Origin of the sequence: Rhizobium sp. L51/94, assembly GCF_019355555.1 — a bacterium.
GTDB lineage: Bacteria > Pseudomonadota > Alphaproteobacteria > Rhizobiales > Rhizobiaceae > Rhizobium > Rhizobium rhododendri.
This window is the reverse complement of record NZ_CP072142.1, coordinates 998,398-1,015,555: the sequence shown is the minus strand read 5'-3', so window position 1 is coordinate 1,015,555 and position 17,158 is coordinate 998,398. Positions and strand designations below refer to the sequence as shown.

Genomic DNA, 17,158 nt, shown 5'->3' with positions numbered 1-17,158 from the left:
GTGCGTCGGCTCCTGCTCGTTTGATATTCCGTTTCTGACGGGATCAGATCGACTCTTTAAGGGGAAAGATACTGCTTTTCGGGTTGCTGAGCTTCCCCTCAAGCCCTGATAGCGGCTATCAGGCCGGTGACGCCGACGAGGGTGATGGCTCTTCGAATGTTGTAGGCGAGTGCCGTCAAGCTGAACTCGCCGCGCACATTTTCCAGCCGCCGCATCAGGAAAGCACCCTGATACATCCATTGTTTTATGGTCCCGAACGGGTGCTCAACGCTTTCGCGTCGCTGGTCTAGGACTTCTGGTCTGGCGGCAAGGCGCGCTGCCATCCGGTCTAGCACCGCCTCGTTCTCGACACGCCCAACCCTTCGGTACCCGTGTGTACAGTGAGGTTTCAACCCGCAGGACCGGCAGGCATCACGGTTGCAGTATTCGACAAGCTTCAGGTCGCGCGTCTTTTTCTCATAGCGTGGAGAAAGATGCTGTCCCGCCGGGCAGACATAGACATCCTTCCCGGCATCATAGCGGAACTCATCCTTGGAGAAGAAACCCTCGCGGACAGCGGCTCCTCGCAATGGCTTGGGGACATAGGCGGTGATGCCTGCCTTCTCGCAGGCCTCGATGTCCTCGACCTTGAAGTAGCCGCGATCGGCAACCACCTCGATCTGCCCGACGCCGAGCGTGTCCATCGCCGCCTGCGTCGTCTGTGTCAGCAGTCCCATGTCGACGACCTGGCTGCTGACCTCCTGTTCGGCGATCAGCTTGTGCTTCACGTCGACGGCAAGCTGGATGTTGTAACCGACGCCGACCTTGGTCATGCGCGCCGTAGCGCGGCTATCCGGATCGGTGAGCGATATCTGGTCTTCGCCGGTGCGATCCAGCTCATCAAGCAGGGCCTTGTGGCGATCACGCTTGCCTTTGATCGCAGCGATCTTCTCGGTAAGGTTTTTGGCCCGCGGTCCGCCGCTGCCAGTATTTTTTTCCTGTGCATCGCCGTCATCGAGCCGCTTCATATACTCGGTCAGCCGTTCGTCGGCCTCGCGGATGAACTTTGTCAGCGCCGCCCGCGTGAAATTACGATCCTTGTTGTTGACCGCCTTGATGCGCGTGCCGTCCACCGCCAGCAACTCCCGCCCGAACACATCGAGCTGTCGGCACACGATGACGAATTCGCGGAACACCTGGCGAAACGCGGTATGGTTCACCCGGCGAAAGTTGGCGATCGTCTTGTGGTCGGGCTTCAGGTGGCGCAGCAGCCAGATCACTTCGATGTTGCGATGTGTCTCGACTTCAAGCCGGCGGCTCGACCTCACCCGGTTCAAATATCCATAGAGGTAGAGCTTCAGCAGATCGGCCGGATCGTAACCGGGACGACCCGTCCCCTTGGGCTCGACGCGGACAAATCCGGAGGCCTGCAAATTCAGCCCGTCAATGAAAGCTTCGATGAATCGGACCGGGTTGTCTGGGCCGACGTAATCGTCCACCACTTCTGGAAGAAGCAGCATTTGCGAGCGGTCTGTTCCTGATAAATGTGCCATGGCAGAATATACCATGAGATTTTGCTATCAGGAATCCTCCAGTCGGGTTCCCAGCGCCCATGAGCACACGGAAGGTCAGTATTCATGCTTATTACTTTTGGCGGCTTGCCGGGCACCGGAAAAACGACGATTGCGCGTGCTTTGGCGAAGGAGCTCGGGGCGAGCTATGTCCGCGTCGATACGGTCGAGCAAAATATACGAGCTTCTGCCGTCTTGAAAGCGGACGTCGGCCCAGCGGGATATTTGGTCGCCTATGGAATCGCGGAAGACAATCTGGCGCTTGGCAATACGGTCATTGCGGATTCTGTGAATTGCTTGGAGGTCACGCGAGATGCCTGGCTATCGGTTGCCACGCGCTCGGCAGTGCCATCAGTTGAAATATAGGTTATCTGTTCCGACAAAAATGAACATCGCCGAAGGGCGGAAACGCGGGCAACAGATGTTCAGGGGTTGATAAAGCCAACCTGGGAAGAAATTATGGCCCGACACTATGACGATTGGGGGCAAAGGCCACTCGTTGTCGATACTGCGGCGCAGGATGTCCGGCAATCAGTCGCCGAATTGGTTTCAAAGCTTGCGCTTGGCAGAGGTCAGCCAGGCCGGGACTTTTGACACGGTCTGCCCGATTAAAATTTCAATTTCGCGACTGAGCTTTGCGCCGCTGCAGAATACCGACTTTTGCGCCGGAATCCACAGCGCGGTCGCCGGCGCATTGCCGGCCTTCTATATCTGATAATTTTCGTTATCGCATAAACTAATACGTTAGGCGCGGCCCTGTAGATCGCGTGTGTACGCCTTGATAGGAACCGAACCATTGCCCCCTTCTCATAGAGTGCCTTTTCCAACGAAAACAACGGATCGAGGCATTTTTGAACAGCAATATCCCCTATTTCGTTCAGACGCTATGTTCCCCAGAGCATGCTTTATCCTTTGTCATCGCGTGGTCGATTCCATTCCGAGAGCGTAGTTATACCGGGTATGTCCGCCCTAGCCTGTCTCGGCAAAATTGCAATATATTCGAGTGAGTGTTCGTCAGGATCGTTGAAGTAAACGCTGGCGGCTGGCATCCAGGGAAACACGATGGGCTCCCGGATTTCGTCTCCTGCGCCATTTCGAGGAACGATGCCCTTCGAGCGCAAGTAGGCGGGCGCTTTGGTGACTTGGTCGATCGTCGTCCGAAAAGCGATGTGCAGCTTCATTCGTAAGGGAGAGCTCTGGATCGACCAGAGACCGAGCATGGATCGTTCACGCCCGCCGATCCACAGGAACGCCACGTTTCGCTCCGGGATAGTGTGCGCCAATTCCAGACCTACGATATTTTGGTAGAAATTAATGGAGCGACCAAGATCCGAAACGGTCAGGTGGGTTTCATAAAGTCCTTCAATTGAGATCATGGATCAACTCCTTGTCGGTCGTACTGAACGCCGTTGCCGACGCTTGATTGATGAGCTGATACGGTTCATACGACCTCAACTATGGTTGAGGTCAAGAGCCATGACGACACAAATAGATGTTCATCGGGAGCTTGCGGTGGGCGAGGTTGCCAGGCGCAGTGGCGTTGCCGTGTCCACCATACATTTTTATGAGGCGAAAGGGCTGTTGTCGGCTTCGCGCAACCCCGGCAATCAAAGGCGCTACCCACGAGAGGTTTTGCGCCGCGTTGCCATTATCAAGATTGCCCAGCAGGCGGGCATCCCACTTGCTGAAATTCGGCATGCGTTGTCTTCGCTGCCAAATGCACGAACACCGAATGCGGAAGATTGGAAAAGTCTGGCGAGTTCGTGGAGAGCCGCGCTTCAAAAGCGGATAGACAAGCTCACGCAATTGAGAGACGACCTTGAAGGATGTATCGGGTGCGGGTGCCTGTCCGTCAAGGACTGTCCTTTGCGCAACCCAGGCGACATACTCGGCGCCAGCGGCAAAGGAGCAGTCCTCCTTGAATAGGAGAGTCGAGCCACTGAAGCGCAAGTTCGCGGCATTCACGGTCGGTATTTCCGCAGGAGACGAGCTTCGTTCGGCCCCGAGGGCGCCGCCAATATATTCGCCCCCGTAGATGAGGGCCCCTTTCACGCCACGCTTTCAGGGCATTCCATGGTAGACCTGGAATGGAAGCGGAGGCTTATGGGGCCCCGCATGGTTTTGCTTTCAGAGTGCGTCGACACGAACGACGCATCGATGGAGGCGGCTACGTCGCCCGGCATCCCCTACCCGCCTCATCTAACGCATGCGCGGCCCACTATCTAACGGCTTAAAGCACTCGCCGCGCTCAAGACAGCTTTTATGGATGCGGTCGAGACGTCCGTGTCGATGCCGACCCCGAATACATGCGCGCCCGTAGACGCGACAAGCGCGTGCATCGATCGCCAATTTTCGTCGTTGCTGTCAGGATAAGAGTTCAAGAACCTTCCAGCTATCGTAGAATTCGCCAGGCTGCTAGAAAGCGTATCGCAACGATGTCCGGAGTTTCCATGCGCAGTTCAGCCCTTAACTGTGTCTTTGTCCTTTTCGCCGCCTCAAATGGCGCAGCGGCTGAGGCTGTGACGTATTCCGGTACGATCGGAAGGCTTTCCGTCATCGTCGAGTTGGCGACGGGAAAGAGCGGGACCTTTGAAGCGGGCCGTTACGCCTACATGAGCAAAGGCACCGACATCTCTCTCCACGTCAAAGCCGGAAGCAATGACGCGCTGACGATCTCGGAGGAAAAGCCCTGCACCGAAGCTCTTTGCAAAGGATCCGATGGCAAGCATTACAGTTGCAATTTTGATTTCAGGTGAGCGCGTTGGGCGGCAGCTTGATGCGCTCGTCTCCAACATGACCATGCGATGATGTGGGCGGGCTTTATACGCCGCTGGGCAAGCTTATTCGCAATGCGTCGGACCTCTTGGATGGACCAGCGGATCAGATCGTGATGGTCGGCATCCTCGGTCTTTTTTGGGGTGCCGCATTATTGGCGCGATATCGGATCACAGCCATCATTGCGAAGGCGAGCATGACGAGCGAGACATGGCGATGCCAGCCATGCCACGAGCGGGTCTCGTTATGATCGAGGCCGAGTTCGTTCTTGGCTGTCTCGAAGCTATCCTCGATTGCCCAACGGTGACCTTCTACGGATACGAGCGTCTGAATGCCTGTTCCGGCCGGGCACCAAGTCGTGAAGAATGCGAGGTCGCCATCGCTGATATTGCGCCGGATCAACAAGCCACGCGTCCAAAGCCCGGTTTGCGTATCACTGTATTCGTCGGCATCGATATCGGCCAGTTCGCAGTAGGCCCAGTCATGAAGCCGCGCGCCTTTTGTGCCATCGCCAGCGGAAAGGCGATGCCATGCAGCCGGATCGAGATCACGGGCAATCTCAAGAGCGGTTCCTGCGACGAAAGGCTTACCAGACCAAGCGCCAAAATGATGGTCGGATTTAACCCCAAGAACGTAACCTTTGCAGGCTCGGCGCAGCGCTCCTTCGACGTCTCCGACGCCATACACCGCATCTGCTGCCACCCATGAAAACGGCACTTTGGCTGTCAGCGCCCGCCGAATCATATCGACAGCGAGGGCAGGCTTGGTAGCGAAGGCTACAGCTTCAGGAACATGAGCGGCGGCAAGCCTTGCCGGATCGCTGGTCCAACTCTTTGGCAAGTACAAGGCTCGATCGATAAAGGCATGACCACGATCGGAAACATAGGCGGTGAACACACCGATTTGGCAGTTCGTTACCTTGCCCGCTGACCCTGTATATTGACGTGAAACACCGCAAGATGTCTTGCCCTGCTTGAGGAAGCCGGTCTCATCAATGACCAGGACCGCATCATCTGTGGCAAGGTGCTCCACAACATACTCGCGCACAATGTCGCGAAGTCCGTCTGCGTCCCAGCGTCCACGACCCAAGATGGCTTGCTGTCGCCACGGACCAGGATCGCCAGCCGCCTCAGCGCGCATCCAACCTGTCTTACGGCGCTCATCACCTAACAAGCCGTCCAGGAAAAGGTTTGCAGATGCTGCAACGCGCTCCTGCGTAAACAATCCGCGCATACGCGCCTTAACTTCACGCAGCGACGATGCCCAAAGTTCCAACGTTGTCTCGATCGATGCACCCATCATCCATGACCTCCGAATCATGGAGGCCTATAGATTCAGAACTTGTAAAAATACGCAACTGTAATGCTAGGCAGTGTCCCCATAAACGGGGTTCATCTTATTGACGGTGTATGATTCAATCTCCTTGAAAGGAGATTGCTATGCGCCGTCACGAATTGAGCGACGAAGAATGGGCTATCATTGCACCTCTGTTGCCGAACAATAGCCGTGGAATTGAACGTGTCGATGACCGCCGGGTGATCAACGGCATCCTCTGGCGTTTCAGGACTGGTTCGTCTTGGCGAGATGTGCCGGAGCGTTATGGCCCGCGCACGACGCTTTACAATCGGTTCTCCCGATGGCGCAAGGCGGGCGTCTGGGATCGTCTTCTGGACGCCGTTTCAAAGCGTTACGATGGAGACATCGTGATGATCGACAGTTCTTGTGTTCGCGTTCACCAGCATGGTGCCAACGCTAAAAAGGGGGATCTGCCGATCCTTGCATGGGACGTTCGCGCGGCGGCCTGACGACAAAGATCCACGCTCTTGTCGATGCAGATGGCAGACCGGTTCGGCTCGAACTCACCGCCGGCCAAGCCGGCGATGCACCGATGGCTGAAAAGCTGTTGAGCGACCTGCGGCCCGGCGCGACGATCCTCGCCGACAAGGCATATGATACCGATGCAATTCGTAACTTTGCCAAGCAACGCAAGTGTTGGGCGAATATCCCTGCAAAGGCCAATCGAAAGCAGACATTCAGCTTCAACCGCTGGGTCTACCGTCAACGCAATCTCGTGGAACGGTTCTTCAACCGTATCAAGCAGATGCGAGGCCTCGCGACGCGATACGACCGGCGCGCTGATAATTACATGGCCGCCCTCAAGCTCGTCGCGACGAGGATATGGATCGCCTCAACTAATGAGTCCGTGGCCTAGCATTACAGTTGCGTATTTTTACAAGTTCTGAATCTATAGGCCTCCATGATTCGGAGGTCATGGATGATGGGTGCATCGATCGAGACAACGTTGGAACTTTGGGCATCGTCGCTGCGTGAAGTTAAGGCGCGTATGCGCGGATTGTTTACGCAGGAGCGCGTTGCAGCATCTGCAAACCTTTTCCTGGACGGCTTGTTAGGTGATGAGCGCCGTAAGACAGGTTGGATGCGCGCTGAGGCGGCTGGCGATCCTGGTCCGTGGCGACAGCAAGCCATCTTGGGTCGTGGACGCTGGGACGCAGACGGACTTCGCGACATTGTGCGCGAGTATGTTGTGGAGCACCTTGCCACAGATGATGCGGTCCTGGTCATTGATGAGACCGGCTTCCTCAAGCAGGGCAAGACATCTTGCGGTGTTTCACGTCAATATACAGGGTCAGCGGGCAAGGTAACGAACTGCCAAATCGGTGTGTTCACCGCCTATGTTTCCGATCGTGGTCATGCCTTTATCGATCGAGCCTTGTACTTGCCAAAGAGTTGGACCAGCGATCCGGCAAGGCTTGCCGCCGCTCATGTTCCTGAAGCTGTAGCCTTCGCTACCAAGCCTGCCCTCGCTGTCGATATGATTCGGCGGGCGCTGACAGCCAAAGTGCCGTTTTCATGGGTGGCAGCAGATGCGGTGTATGGCGTCGGAGACGTCGAAGGAGCGCTGCGCCGAGCCTGCAAAGGTTACGTTCTTGGGGTTAAATCCGACCATCATTTTGGCGCTTGGTCTGGTAAGCCTTTCGTCGCAGGAACCGCTCTTGAGATTGCCCGTGATCTCGATCCGGCTGCATGGCATCGCCTTTCCGCTGGCGATGGCACAAAAGGCGCGCGGCTTCATGACTGGGCCTACTGCGAACTGGCCGATATCGATGCCGACGAATACAGTGATACGCAAACCGGGCTTTGGACGCGTGGCTTGTTGATCCGGCGCAATATCAGCGATGGCGACCTCGCATTCTTCACGACTTGGTGCCCGGCCGGAACAGGCATTCAGACGCTCGTATCCGTAGAAGGTCACCGTTGGGCAATCGAGGATAGCTTCGAGACAGCCAAGAACGAACTCGGCCTCGATCATAACGAGACCCGCTCGTGGCATGGCTGGCATCGCCATGTCTCGCTCGTCATGCTCGCCTTCGCAATGATGGCTGTGATCCGATATCGCGCCAATAATGCGGCACCCCAAAAAAGACCGAGGATGCCGACCATCACGATCTGATCCGCTGGTCCATCCAAGAGGTCCGACGCATTGCGAATAAGCTTGCCCAGCGGCGTATAAAGCCCGCCCACATCATCGCATGGTCATGTTGGAGACGAGCGCATCAAGCTGCCGCCCAACGCGCTCACCTGAAATCAAAATTGCAACTGTAATGCAAGGTCGTGGACGACGCGCCCATAGGGGCAATCTGGACCCTTAAGGCAGGTAAGAACGAGCTCTCAAGCGAGTGGGTGGACAAGGAGAGCGGCAAATCGCTACCGATCCGACTGCAACCAAAAGGCAATCGCACCATCCAAGACGATGGCGACATCTTCGACGCCATGTCACCGGATGCGGCAGGCTCAGGACGACCCGAGCCGCTTGTTTTAAAGCCAGCCGACCTGCCCTATGACTTTCTGAAAATGGACAATCCGCTCAAGCTGGGTGCGGTCACTAACATCGGTGCGTTAAGCTATCGGATGGATCAGGACGCGCGGATTGGCGGACTTGAATATCCCACGGTGCTGACTGTCGGCGCAGGAAACCGTGCTCCGATAAACCGGTACCTTGCACAGCAGCGCCTCCAGTTCGAGCTTTCCTCGTTCAGTTGCTGACGATAGCGAACGGGACTGCGGTCGCGATGATCTTATCGGGCAAAATCTCGGTATTTATTTCACACAGGACAGCCTGGTGTTCATGCTACAGGGTCTACCGCATGTAATATTTGCATGCTCTTACGATATGATCACTGTACCCCTGAAGGAAGCGCGTCCATTGCTAACGGCGAAGGGCGCCTCTTATTTCGAAGTGCTGGACCGGTAACAACTCTAATCTTTTATGGCGCCACCCGTAGCGCGCTTGATATGAACTGGTGACGCACGATAGCAATCACAAAGCATCTTCGAAAGTTGTAATTTATAATGGGCCGAATTTTTGATCAGCCACGCACCTGCTAAGCGTGGAGATCTGCAGCGTATTGATACCCCTCGAGCCTCGATTTTCAATCGATGTCTTTTCACTGCCCGTCAATTTTGAGGATCCGCAGATATTGCTCGAGAAGAAGGGCACGATCTTTTGTTAAAGTCGTCTCGGCGTCTGACTGCATAGGGGCGTACATCGTCCCCTGCATAGCGTTGAACAGCGCGCTCCGTGCTTGGGCCTCCTGATCTCGGTAAGTGATCCAGGTGCGCTGTGCTGCCTTAAGATCATTTGCGGTTCCGGCTGGAAGACTTTTGAGCAGCCTGGAATAGGCGTAATTCATGCGTTTGTCGTAGGATTTCAGCGCCGCCGTCTCGCAATCATCTTGGTCACCCGTTGAGGCGTGGTCCGGATCGTTCAGGCATTTTGTCAACTGTTGCTCAGTCGCACCGAGCCCGCGAACGCACGATCATTGAGGCACAACAACATAGTTGGAAGGAAAATATAAACTGCCATTCTCAACTTCAAAATTTGGCTCCTTAATTTGCTCCTGCCCCCATGATGGGCTCCACCACGATGCTTATGCTCCGTCAAACTGACGGGACATTGAGCGTCTCATCAGATCCGACACAAGACAAAATCGGCGACGGACGCGCTTGATGTCCATCGGTCTACGATTTGCGGATCGCGGCGATTATTTCTGAGCCTGAAAACACCGTGGTTGCGGGTCCGATGGCGGTGAGCATGCTTGATGGCAGATCGGTTACGATCATTGGATCGGCGACGACAAGGCAAGGGGAAGCATCCGCCCAGTAAAGAACGGCACCCACGTCTCTCATCAGTTGGAAGAGGTCATCGAATAGCTGCGTCCCGCCCGGCCTGTTTACTGTAAAGCCGCCGATCTCCTCACAGTGGTCTATGTAGACGTCCCCGCCCCCGCCGTCAGGGTAGCCAAGAGTTATGCATCTATGGACGGTGTCGCGCGCAACCAGGCGTTCCGCGAAGATGCGGTCAAAATGGCGACGTGAGAAAGTGGATTGTGAACCGGCATGGAAGCGCTGCACATAAACGTCAAAGCTCATCTTACCGCCTTCTCGTTGCTACTGTACATTGAGCTACAGCCACAAGGCGCACCTCGCTCCGTCTGTCTTTCACCGGCGGCGAAAGGACGTTCAGCATCTTAGGGTCTTATGGACAGCTCCGCTGCTGTTCGAAGTGCGCGGGCAGTGGGCCATTGGTAGCGTACAAAACGCACTTGCGGCTGTCGGGTCATAACGTTCTGCCTCTCCTCAACCATCCGCCCGCTCAAACGCTCGTAGAAAGCGCGCGCCTGATGATTTTCGCCGATTGTAAGCAAATGGACTGACTGTTCCAGGCGCTCCTCCGAAAAACCATTGACGCCGGCGGCCAACAATCCACGAGCGACACCTTTCCCTTGATGGGAAGGTGCCACATAAAGATTGTGGAGATACGTCCCAAAATCCGTTTCGTCATCAAACACGAAACATGCAAATCCTGCCAGGGTCGATCCTTCCTCTGCCAGAATGAGGGCCAGTCGAGCAGGGTCTATGCCCTGTGCAAGGCGTCGCTCCCAGAGCTGGGTCTTTTCTTCCGGCATTCGGTCGGTCAGGTAGTCCGCCGGGAGGATGCCGGAATAGGTTTGCTTGCTTACAGAAATATGAAGCGACGTGATCGCCTCACGGTCTTTTGACGTAGCGTTTCTAAATTTCACCGATCTGACCATGCTTGAATTTCCGCATTCGGGCCATTGAAATTTGGAATGTTTTCTTTTCAATGGTCGAGCCTAGTCAAAACCAACCGCCACGACCAACATTGCTTGTCCACATTGCCATCAATCCGGACATTGTCCGATTTGTCGTTACATGGCAACGTTGCGAGACTGGACTTTGGGAGGCCAGGAACCGGTCATTAGACGGAACGCGCGCATTGATGGAATGCTTCCGGCGGTTATCCAATTTTTTTCGGTATGCCAGTTCATTGAGGCGATGGGGCATCAACTGATCAAATTTTCGAATGGCTGACATAATGGAAAAAGGATTTACTTCTCAGATTGGTCAATCGTAGTGTTGTCGAAATACAATGTCTATAGGCGAACCAAATGGCGAGATTTGGAGGTATTAGCGAAGCCCTCGCCGACAGAAATTTCCGCATTTATTCGGTGGGCTCCATCGTTTCGTGGATCACCTTTTATGTTCAGCAGATAGCCTTCTCGTGGGCCACATGGGAAATGACGCATTCATCTGCGTGGCTCGCGATTGTCGCGTTGCTGACCATAGTCGCTAACGTGATGTTCCTGCCGCTCGGCGGCGTTTTGGCCGATCGCACCGATCGTTTCAGGATGGTGATGGCCGCGAACGCTTTCGATTTCCTGAAGGCCTGTGCACTAACTATTCTGACCTTCAGCGACCATCTTACGCTTGCGGTGATCTGCGTGTGTGCGGTTCTCCACGGCATAATCCATGCGTTCAGCGTGCCAGCCTCCTATGGCATGATGCCGCGCTTCATAGCGCGCGAGCGCCTGTCTTCGGCTATCGCAGTCAGTTCCTCCTATACACAATTCGCAATCTTTGCCGGTCCCGCGGTCGCCGGGTGGATTCTGGTCCATTGGGGTATCGTGGCGGCGTTCGCCGCTAATGTCGCCGGATATATAATCTATTTTGCCGCTTTCGGCCTGCTTCGCACGCCGGATGGCTACGAGCAGCGCAAATCAGAGAACACCTCATTCTTGCGCGATGTTTCGGAAGGGCTCCGGTATATCATCGGCCACAAAGGCATTCTTGCGCTATTGCTGATGATGCTGGCTGGCGATGCGCTGGTCGCGGCCGTATACCAACTCATGCCAGCTTATAGTGACACCGCTCTCGCGGCCGGTGTCGGAGGGGTTTCAATTTTGCTCGGTGCAGGTGGTTTGGGCGCGACCACTGCCGCCCTCTGGCTTGCTCATGGAGGCGCAAACTTGGCTACGCCGCTCCGTGTTTTATGGGCTTTTTTGAGCCTCACGGTCGCGGTTTGTGGGCTTGCAGCTTCACCGAACCTCGCCACCGCTGCGATAGCGATGCTCGCCTTTGGCTTTGCCGGCGAAACAGCGCGGACTGCGACAGTTACCATTTTACAGGTTGGTGTCGATGATGCGCGGCGGGGACGAGTGATGAGTACACGCTTCTTGTTCCAGCAGGTGGCCGGCGGGCTTGGCACCCTGGCGATAGGGATAGGGGCTGAACATATCGGCTTGCGGCTGTCGCTCTGTTTCGCGGCTGCGATCGCCTTGACCGCTTGGGTGATTGCCGCCTTCAACCGTTCTCGGATTCTGGCCTCATTTCACTCTGCCGTCGAGGGGGAACCGCGTGAGGACGTTGATCCGACCGGTGCTACGGCCTGAGCGATCTATGTCGAGTGTTCTGGTCAGTGCTCTGATTGATCCATACCAAATCGGTGAACCCCGCAGACTACCCAGCATTTAAGGCGCGTTCAGAAGGCAAGTTAGATAACACCGTTCGCGGTGACCGGCGCTCGGAACGTCTGGACACGGCGAACGACATCGACCCGACAAGCGAAAGGCGCGCTTCGCTCACCTTCCGCCGTCGCCGCTGCCTGGCATCGCTGGGTTCCTAAAGTCGGATATCCCAAAGATGAAATCTGGTTTCCGACAGAACTTCCTCTTGCTCCGGGAGGCCTATATCGCGTCGCATACGATTTGACAGCTCAGTGATCTGGTTCTTCATTTGACGATGTCTCCAAGCGGCAAAAAGTAGCGCGCGTGCAGTTTTCCAAACGCCGAACTTTTGGCACAGTTCATCCAGAATTGCCGCAGCCGCAGGTGTATCGACAGCTAAAGATTGTTTATTGCGCATGATTTTCCGTCCCGGTGCAACAAAGCAACCAGGTCCTCTCGAAGGTAAAATGACGGACGGAGGCGGACGTGGAAAAACGAATAGTCGTTCCGTCAGCAAGTCACGTCAGGTCAAGTTGGGGATATGCCGAATGGCAAAGATCCTCGGCTCAGAAGCCTCGGTAGCAAATTCAGCTATTGGTAGATGCGGGTCGCATCGAAGCCACAATAGCTGTTCCACCAGAGAGGCGCATAAACACTTGAATAACATTCATCTTACGTCTCCTCTGATTTGAATTGCGGGTAGAGCCAAAATACACGACGTTAATTGATCGGCAAGGTCACAAATTCGGCTTGTAGAAATCCCAGAGAGGCCGTGGCAACAGAGCAACACTGTGTTTGTTAACTGGGGAACTCGGCCCCAGACATCTCGCTTTCGCTGCCGGGGTTTGCGACATTTTCCTGCTTGACGAGACGGCACGGATGTCCTCGCAATGTTCTGCGAGAGGATTGCTAAAGCAAACCGACGAATTAAACTCCGTCATCGTCAGAGCCAAGGCTGCCAACTACGTAGGGAACGGTACGCCGGCAAAGTTCAGAAGATTAGGGTCCCATGATCTCACGTGGACTGAAGGTGATTGGCTCTATTCGTTCGAACGACGGGGCCTGAGAAAAGCAGGCGACGTATCACCCGCCCTCAGGTTTGCTGGTATACGGCGACGACGCGTTCGAACGCCCGGTCTTGAAGATCCTTATCGCGGATCAGGAAATAGACGGTGCCCTCCCCGCTGTCCTGCATCCAGCCGGGCACGCTGAGCTGCAGCAGAAGCCGCCAGTCCTTTGCCGTCTCCATCACCTTGGTCCTGTTCTTCGCCCAGTCCTCACGGGAGAGAGATTGCGTGTTGTAGTCGCTGACAACGACCGCATCGTAACGGGGATCGTCCTGCTCAGGCACCGGCGCGCCGAGGAGCAGGGTTTCCCGGTCGGCCTCTCCCGAAAGCGCGTCATAGGCCTGGCTGAACGCCTGGGCTGTGCCGATCATCGCTTGATCCGCGGAATAGTTCGTGACCAACCGGCCGGACGCCTGGAATTCGAGGCTGGAAAAGGATGGCAGCTGTAGCGCAGCCTTCAGAGCCATCGGTCGGGAAGGGCCGCCATAGGGTGTGCCCGGCAAACGCGCACCGGCCGGGCGAGCGTCCGGCTGTATGCCGTATTGCCGGTTGGTGTTGTCAATCATCGTGCGATAGGCAGAAGCGGCGGTGACAAGACTTTCCGGCACCGCGGCATGCGCAAGCGCGTCGGTCGGGCTGCGGTCCCAGATCACCCTGGCCGACTGCTCGCCTGTGTCGAACGGGCCGGCAATCATGTCGTAGAAGAACAACAACCGGCCCGCATCGGGCAAAGATTTCGCCACATCGCCTAGACCCGCCGCCTCGCCCAGATCGACCTGCGCGATGAACGCATAGGGCAGGCTTGCGGCAAGATGCCGACGTAAATCCGCGTCGAAAGGCTCGCCCGCGCGGTTAGCAATCTCATCGATATCGTCGGGAACCGGTCGCCGCGGCCACTCGATCAACTTGGGCAGATCCGGCGTACCACCAATCCGGCTGCCGCCAAGCTTGTCGTCATTTTTCTCTGAAAACACCACGGCCGGTCGCAGCGCGCCCGCCACCATCTCGACCATATTGGGAGCAAACCGCTCCTCGATTACCTGATGCGCTTGTGCCGGCGTATCGAACATCCCTTACCCCTCGCATATGCATTACGAGGTAAGATAAAGTCTGGAACCGAGACGGCAAGTGCCGATGAAGGTGCCAACCCGACCAAGTCGTCCGGCTCGAAACCGCCCCACGTCCGTTGAGCGTAGATGGCTTCCCTTGCCCCCAGCAAGCTGGAACGCAACGATGGCGATCAGGTAAGCGGCGTTGGCGCCGCCTTCGGCCGAGGGGCGTCGGGCGCCTCGAGACAGGTCGCCGCCAGAAGTCGAGCGGCGTCTGGCCGAGGAGGCACACGAGTCCCTCGGACCAGAGATGTGCGATCCGCGTGCGGCCTTCGTCGTCGAGCCAGAAGGCAACATGGGAGTCGTTGCGGTCAATTCGACATGCTTAAGACCTCGCTTCTCGCCAAGTTTACGAGCAAGCGTGGATTTCACCCCCTGCATTTCAAAGAATAACGATCCTCGACATCGGCTATTGCCCCAAAAATCCCGACGAAATCTTCAATTCTACCGACGACTCTTGGATCATCGCAAAATGAGAAGTTTCGCTCCATAACCGCAAGTCCGCGTTCGGCGCGAAGCGGTCGAGAGCATCGTCGAGAGCCGGCCCAAAGCTGTCATTTGCCCCTAAATCAACGAGCGGCATAACTAGCCGGCTTGCTCGCGCAGCCACGCGACGAACATCGTCGCTGCTGGCCGGAGTGCCACGCCACTCCTATGCACCACGTGATAATTGTTGTCTGCAGGCAGGCTTTCAATCACCGCCTTTACCAGTCGCCCGGATGCGATGTCGTCAGTCACCAGCATCGTTCGAACGAGGGCGAAACCTTCGCCACGTCGGCAGGCGGCCAGCATATCCTCGAAACTTTGCAGAACGACCATATCCGCCAACCGATCTTCGATCCAGCGGCTACCCTCGATGCCAAAAAACTCGGAATTCCAACGGCGCCAGTCCAAACTGGTATGGTAGGCATCGGAATGCGACAGGAATGGCGCTGCGGAGAACGCTTGGCGCGCAGGCAGACGCCGTTTGAGATCGGGGGAGCAAACCACGAATTCGTCGTCGAACAGCAAGGTGAACCCGTCTTCCTGCGCCATCGGCCGTGCGAGCCGGATTTGCAGATCGGCGTCGCCGTCCGAAAACACGTCACGCCGATAATCCTGGCTCACCCGCAATGCCACATGGCCATGCGACGCCACAAAGGCGTCGAGACGACTGGCAAGCCAATAGCGAAAAAATTCCGGCGCCACGACCACGTGCAAGTCATGCCGGCCGGCCTGGGGACATGCGGCTTCTATCGTCTCCGACAACATGCGGAGCTGATCGCACAATTGTCTCGCCAGCATCTGAGCCTTTGCGGTCGGCCTCATCGTTTTGGCTGATCGCTCAAACAGCCGCTCGCCGACAAACCGTTCCATCTGAGCGATGTGGTGGCTGACGGCGCTTTGCGTCAAGTTCATGCGATCGGCCGTCTTCGTCACGCTGCCGGATGCGGCGACTTCCACGAAGGATAAGAGAACCGGCCACGTCGGCAGCCCACGCTGCATCCATCGATTTTCATCATGGGTTGGATGATCAGACTTCATTTCCATTTTCCGTCAAAGCCCACGAAAGTTCCCTTCTTTAACAAGGTAACGCCGGTACAATCATGCGACTTTTTCATGGGTTGATGCAATGGTGGCAGTGGAAGCGGCCTCCATCGCCGCCAGCTTCTCTTTACCGCGACATTGGACTCGATCCGGCTCCCGTACCGGTCGATTGGCGGCGCCTGGATCGCTGGTAGCCACGGCCCCCGTTTGTCGCGAATATAGTGTATCGCTGCCAAAGACGTTCATGGCGAAGGATGTTGACTGAGATGCTCATGGACGATCTTCCATGTGTCCCGCTCCTTTCCGAGGATCGTCGTGCCTCGCCCGCCGCCCGATAAAGTCATTCCTTCGATCGTGGCTCTCCATCGGAAATGATAGGTGCATACGGCGGTGACATCGCCCATCTCGAGCCAGTTCGTGTCTTCAAGCCAGTAGTCTTCCAGAGGAAATTTACGCCACGTTGCCTCAAATGCTTTGCGGATATCATCCAGGCCGACATGCGAGCCATCGTTGAACCAGAATATTGCGTCTGGTGAGATCAAGGGCACCAGCTGGTCGAAATCGTGCAGGTTGATCCGGGCTTCATACTGCTTCAGCGTCTCTTCCGGTTGCATCTCATCATCTCCTGATCAGGCAGGGCCGGGGATGAAAGGCATACCACCTCTCGCAACAATCCCACGACCTCTGACACCGTTGGCCCCTCAATCGTGGGCGGCGCCGCACGCTCGCAAAACTCTCGCCATACAAACAGCGTGAGTTCAGCACCATCCGTCACGGTTTCCCCCGGTCCTTCCGCGAAGTTGCCAAGCAGACGATATCTCTCGTCCTTCCAGAACAGCGCCTCAACCCAATCATAGATCGGGATCACATGGAAATGGATCGGATAGCCGGGTGAATGACCGTAGCGGCCGATGTAGACCCGTTGGGCATGCAATTCCTGTTTCAATGCCCTTTGCGCCACCGCCAGCAACGGCCCAAGTTCGCAAAGCGCGCCTTCCGACAACTCGGACAAATCATCAGTGTCAGCCTTTGAACTGACCATGAGATAGCCGGGAAGCGCGGAGTTTATCCTGTGGCTTACAAGCCATCCGATAGTCTCGAAGATGTGAAAACGCTGAGGTATTTCCAAATTCTGCCTCCGGTGTCGCTTTTGAAAACTTCCGACATTCGCTCGGATTTTATAACCGACTTTGTATGGTGCGGCCAAAATCAGTGGTTCCGCGACGGTACAAGCGTCCGCTCTACGAACTCATCAAAGAGAGTGGCCACGGCAACAGCGTCGGAGGTGTCCACTACCCTCACATCAT

Annotated in this window: 18 protein-coding genes and 1 pseudogene; 8 read left to right on the top strand and 11 right to left on the bottom strand. The window is 56.1% G+C overall.

The annotated features are described in order from the left end of the window. Positions 1–98: 98 nt before the first annotated feature. Positions 99–1,499 (bottom strand): IS1182 family transposase, encoded by a 1,401-nt coding sequence (locus J5274_RS22595; protein ID WP_224128892.1) that lies wholly within the window; start codon positions 1,497–1,499, stop codon positions 99–101. Positions 1,500–1,616: 117 nt separating this feature from the next. Between J5274_RS22595 and J5274_RS22590 the strand changes: the two are divergent. Further along, positions 1,617–2,144, top strand: a pseudogene (locus J5274_RS22590) (AAA family ATPase). Further along, positions 2,071–2,265 (top strand): hypothetical protein, encoded by a 195-nt coding sequence (locus J5274_RS22585; RefSeq protein WP_219275701.1) that lies wholly within the window; start codon positions 2,071–2,073, stop codon positions 2,263–2,265. The pseudogene J5274_RS22590 and the gene J5274_RS22585 overlap by 74 nt, the downstream one beginning before the upstream one ends. A gap of 190 nt (positions 2,266–2,455) precedes the next feature. Here J5274_RS22585 and J5274_RS22580 read toward each other — a convergent pair whose 3' ends face one another. Next, the gene (locus J5274_RS22580; RefSeq protein ID WP_219275188.1) at positions 2,456–2,926 is read right to left on the bottom strand and encodes a VOC family protein; all 471 of its coding nucleotides are present in this window, start codon (positions 2,924–2,926) and stop codon (positions 2,456–2,458) included. Between the two features lie 100 nt (positions 2,927–3,026). Here J5274_RS22580 and soxR point away from each other — a divergent pair, with 100 nt between their 5' ends. Next, positions 3,027–3,476, top strand: coding sequence for a redox-sensitive transcriptional activator SoxR (soxR, locus tag J5274_RS22575; protein WP_219275186.1), 450 nt, complete (start codon positions 3,027–3,029; stop codon positions 3,474–3,476). 524 nt (positions 3,477–4,000) lie between these two features. Then, positions 4,001–4,306 carry a hypothetical protein gene (locus J5274_RS22570; protein ID WP_219275185.1) on the top strand — a complete coding sequence of 102 codons (306 nt, stop codon included), beginning with the start codon at positions 4,001–4,003 and terminating at the stop codon, positions 4,304–4,306. A gap of 124 nt (positions 4,307–4,430) precedes the next feature. Here J5274_RS22570 and J5274_RS22565 read toward each other — a convergent pair whose 3' ends face one another. Then, the gene (locus J5274_RS22565; RefSeq protein WP_142832624.1) at positions 4,431–5,645 is read right to left on the bottom strand and encodes an IS701 family transposase; all 1,215 of its coding nucleotides are present in this window, start codon (positions 5,643–5,645) and stop codon (positions 4,431–4,433) included. A gap of 113 nt (positions 5,646–5,758) precedes the next feature. Between J5274_RS22565 and J5274_RS22560 the strand changes: the two genes are divergently transcribed. The 3 genes from J5274_RS22560 (at position 5,759) to J5274_RS22550 (ending at position 8,390) form a co-directional block, all read left to right on the top strand. Next, positions 5,759–6,537, top strand: a protein-coding gene (locus J5274_RS22560) for an IS5 family transposase (RefSeq protein WP_374108320.1) whose coding sequence is annotated in 2 segments (ribosomal slippage) — positions 5,759–6,101 and positions 6,101–6,537 — 780 coding nt in all. Because the reading frame shifts where the segments join, the coding sequence is not laid out codon by codon here. A gap of 45 nt (positions 6,538–6,582) precedes the next feature. Continuing rightward, entirely contained in the window at positions 6,583–7,797 is a 1,215-nt protein-coding gene (locus tag J5274_RS22555) for an IS701 family transposase (RefSeq protein WP_142832624.1), read from the top strand. A 161-nt stretch (positions 7,798–7,958) separates the two neighbouring features. Next, positions 7,959–8,390, top strand: a complete 432-nt coding sequence (locus J5274_RS22550) for a hypothetical protein (protein WP_219275183.1) — start codon at positions 7,959–7,961, stop codon at positions 8,388–8,390. Between the two features lie 401 nt (positions 8,391–8,791). Here J5274_RS22550 and J5274_RS22545 read toward each other — a convergent pair whose 3' ends face one another. From J5274_RS22545 to J5274_RS22535, 3 genes are all read right to left on the bottom strand, one after another. After that, positions 8,792–9,127 (bottom strand): lysozyme inhibitor LprI family protein, encoded by a 336-nt coding sequence (locus J5274_RS22545; protein ID WP_219275182.1) that lies wholly within the window; start codon positions 9,125–9,127, stop codon positions 8,792–8,794. A gap of 238 nt (positions 9,128–9,365) precedes the next feature. After that, a complete protein-coding gene (locus tag J5274_RS22540; RefSeq protein ID WP_219275180.1) occupies positions 9,366–9,776 on the bottom strand; it encodes a hypothetical protein in 411 nt (136 codons plus the stop codon). Positions 9,777–9,874: 98 nt separating this feature from the next. Beyond that, positions 9,875–10,438 (bottom strand): GNAT family N-acetyltransferase, encoded by a 564-nt coding sequence (locus tag J5274_RS22535; RefSeq protein ID WP_219275179.1) that lies wholly within the window; start codon positions 10,436–10,438, stop codon positions 9,875–9,877. A 375-nt stretch (positions 10,439–10,813) separates the two neighbouring features. Between J5274_RS22535 and J5274_RS22530 the strand changes: the two genes are divergently transcribed. After that, positions 10,814–12,094: an MFS transporter gene (locus J5274_RS22530; RefSeq protein ID WP_219275178.1), complete on the top strand. Its 1,281-nt coding sequence runs from the start codon at positions 10,814–10,816 to the stop codon at positions 12,092–12,094. A 229-nt stretch (positions 12,095–12,323) separates the two neighbouring features. On the opposite strand, the gene J5274_RS22525 is transcribed toward J5274_RS22530, so the two are convergent. The 5 genes from J5274_RS22525 to J5274_RS22505 all read right to left on the bottom strand — a co-directional run bounded on the left by J5274_RS22525 (position 12,324) and on the right by J5274_RS22505 (position 16,980). Beyond that, a complete protein-coding gene (locus J5274_RS22525) occupies positions 12,324–12,566 on the bottom strand; it encodes a DUF1127 domain-containing protein (protein ID WP_219275176.1) in 243 nt (80 codons plus the stop codon). A gap of 675 nt (positions 12,567–13,241) precedes the next feature. After that, positions 13,242–14,285: a DUF1963 domain-containing protein gene (locus tag J5274_RS22520; protein WP_219275174.1), complete on the bottom strand. Its 1,044-nt coding sequence runs from the start codon at positions 14,283–14,285 to the stop codon at positions 13,242–13,244. Between the two features lie 624 nt (positions 14,286–14,909). Beyond that, a complete protein-coding gene (locus J5274_RS22515) occupies positions 14,910–15,848 on the bottom strand; it encodes a LysR family transcriptional regulator (RefSeq protein WP_219275173.1) in 939 nt (312 codons plus the stop codon). Between the two features lie 245 nt (positions 15,849–16,093). Further along, positions 16,094–16,465 (bottom strand): DUF4440 domain-containing protein, encoded by a 372-nt coding sequence (locus J5274_RS22510; RefSeq protein WP_219275171.1) that lies wholly within the window; start codon positions 16,463–16,465, stop codon positions 16,094–16,096. Further along, a complete protein-coding gene (locus J5274_RS22505; protein WP_219275170.1) occupies positions 16,444–16,980 on the bottom strand; it encodes an HIT family protein in 537 nt (178 codons plus the stop codon). The genes J5274_RS22510 and J5274_RS22505 overlap by 22 nt, the downstream gene beginning before the upstream one ends. Positions 16,981–17,158 lie beyond the last annotated feature (178 nt).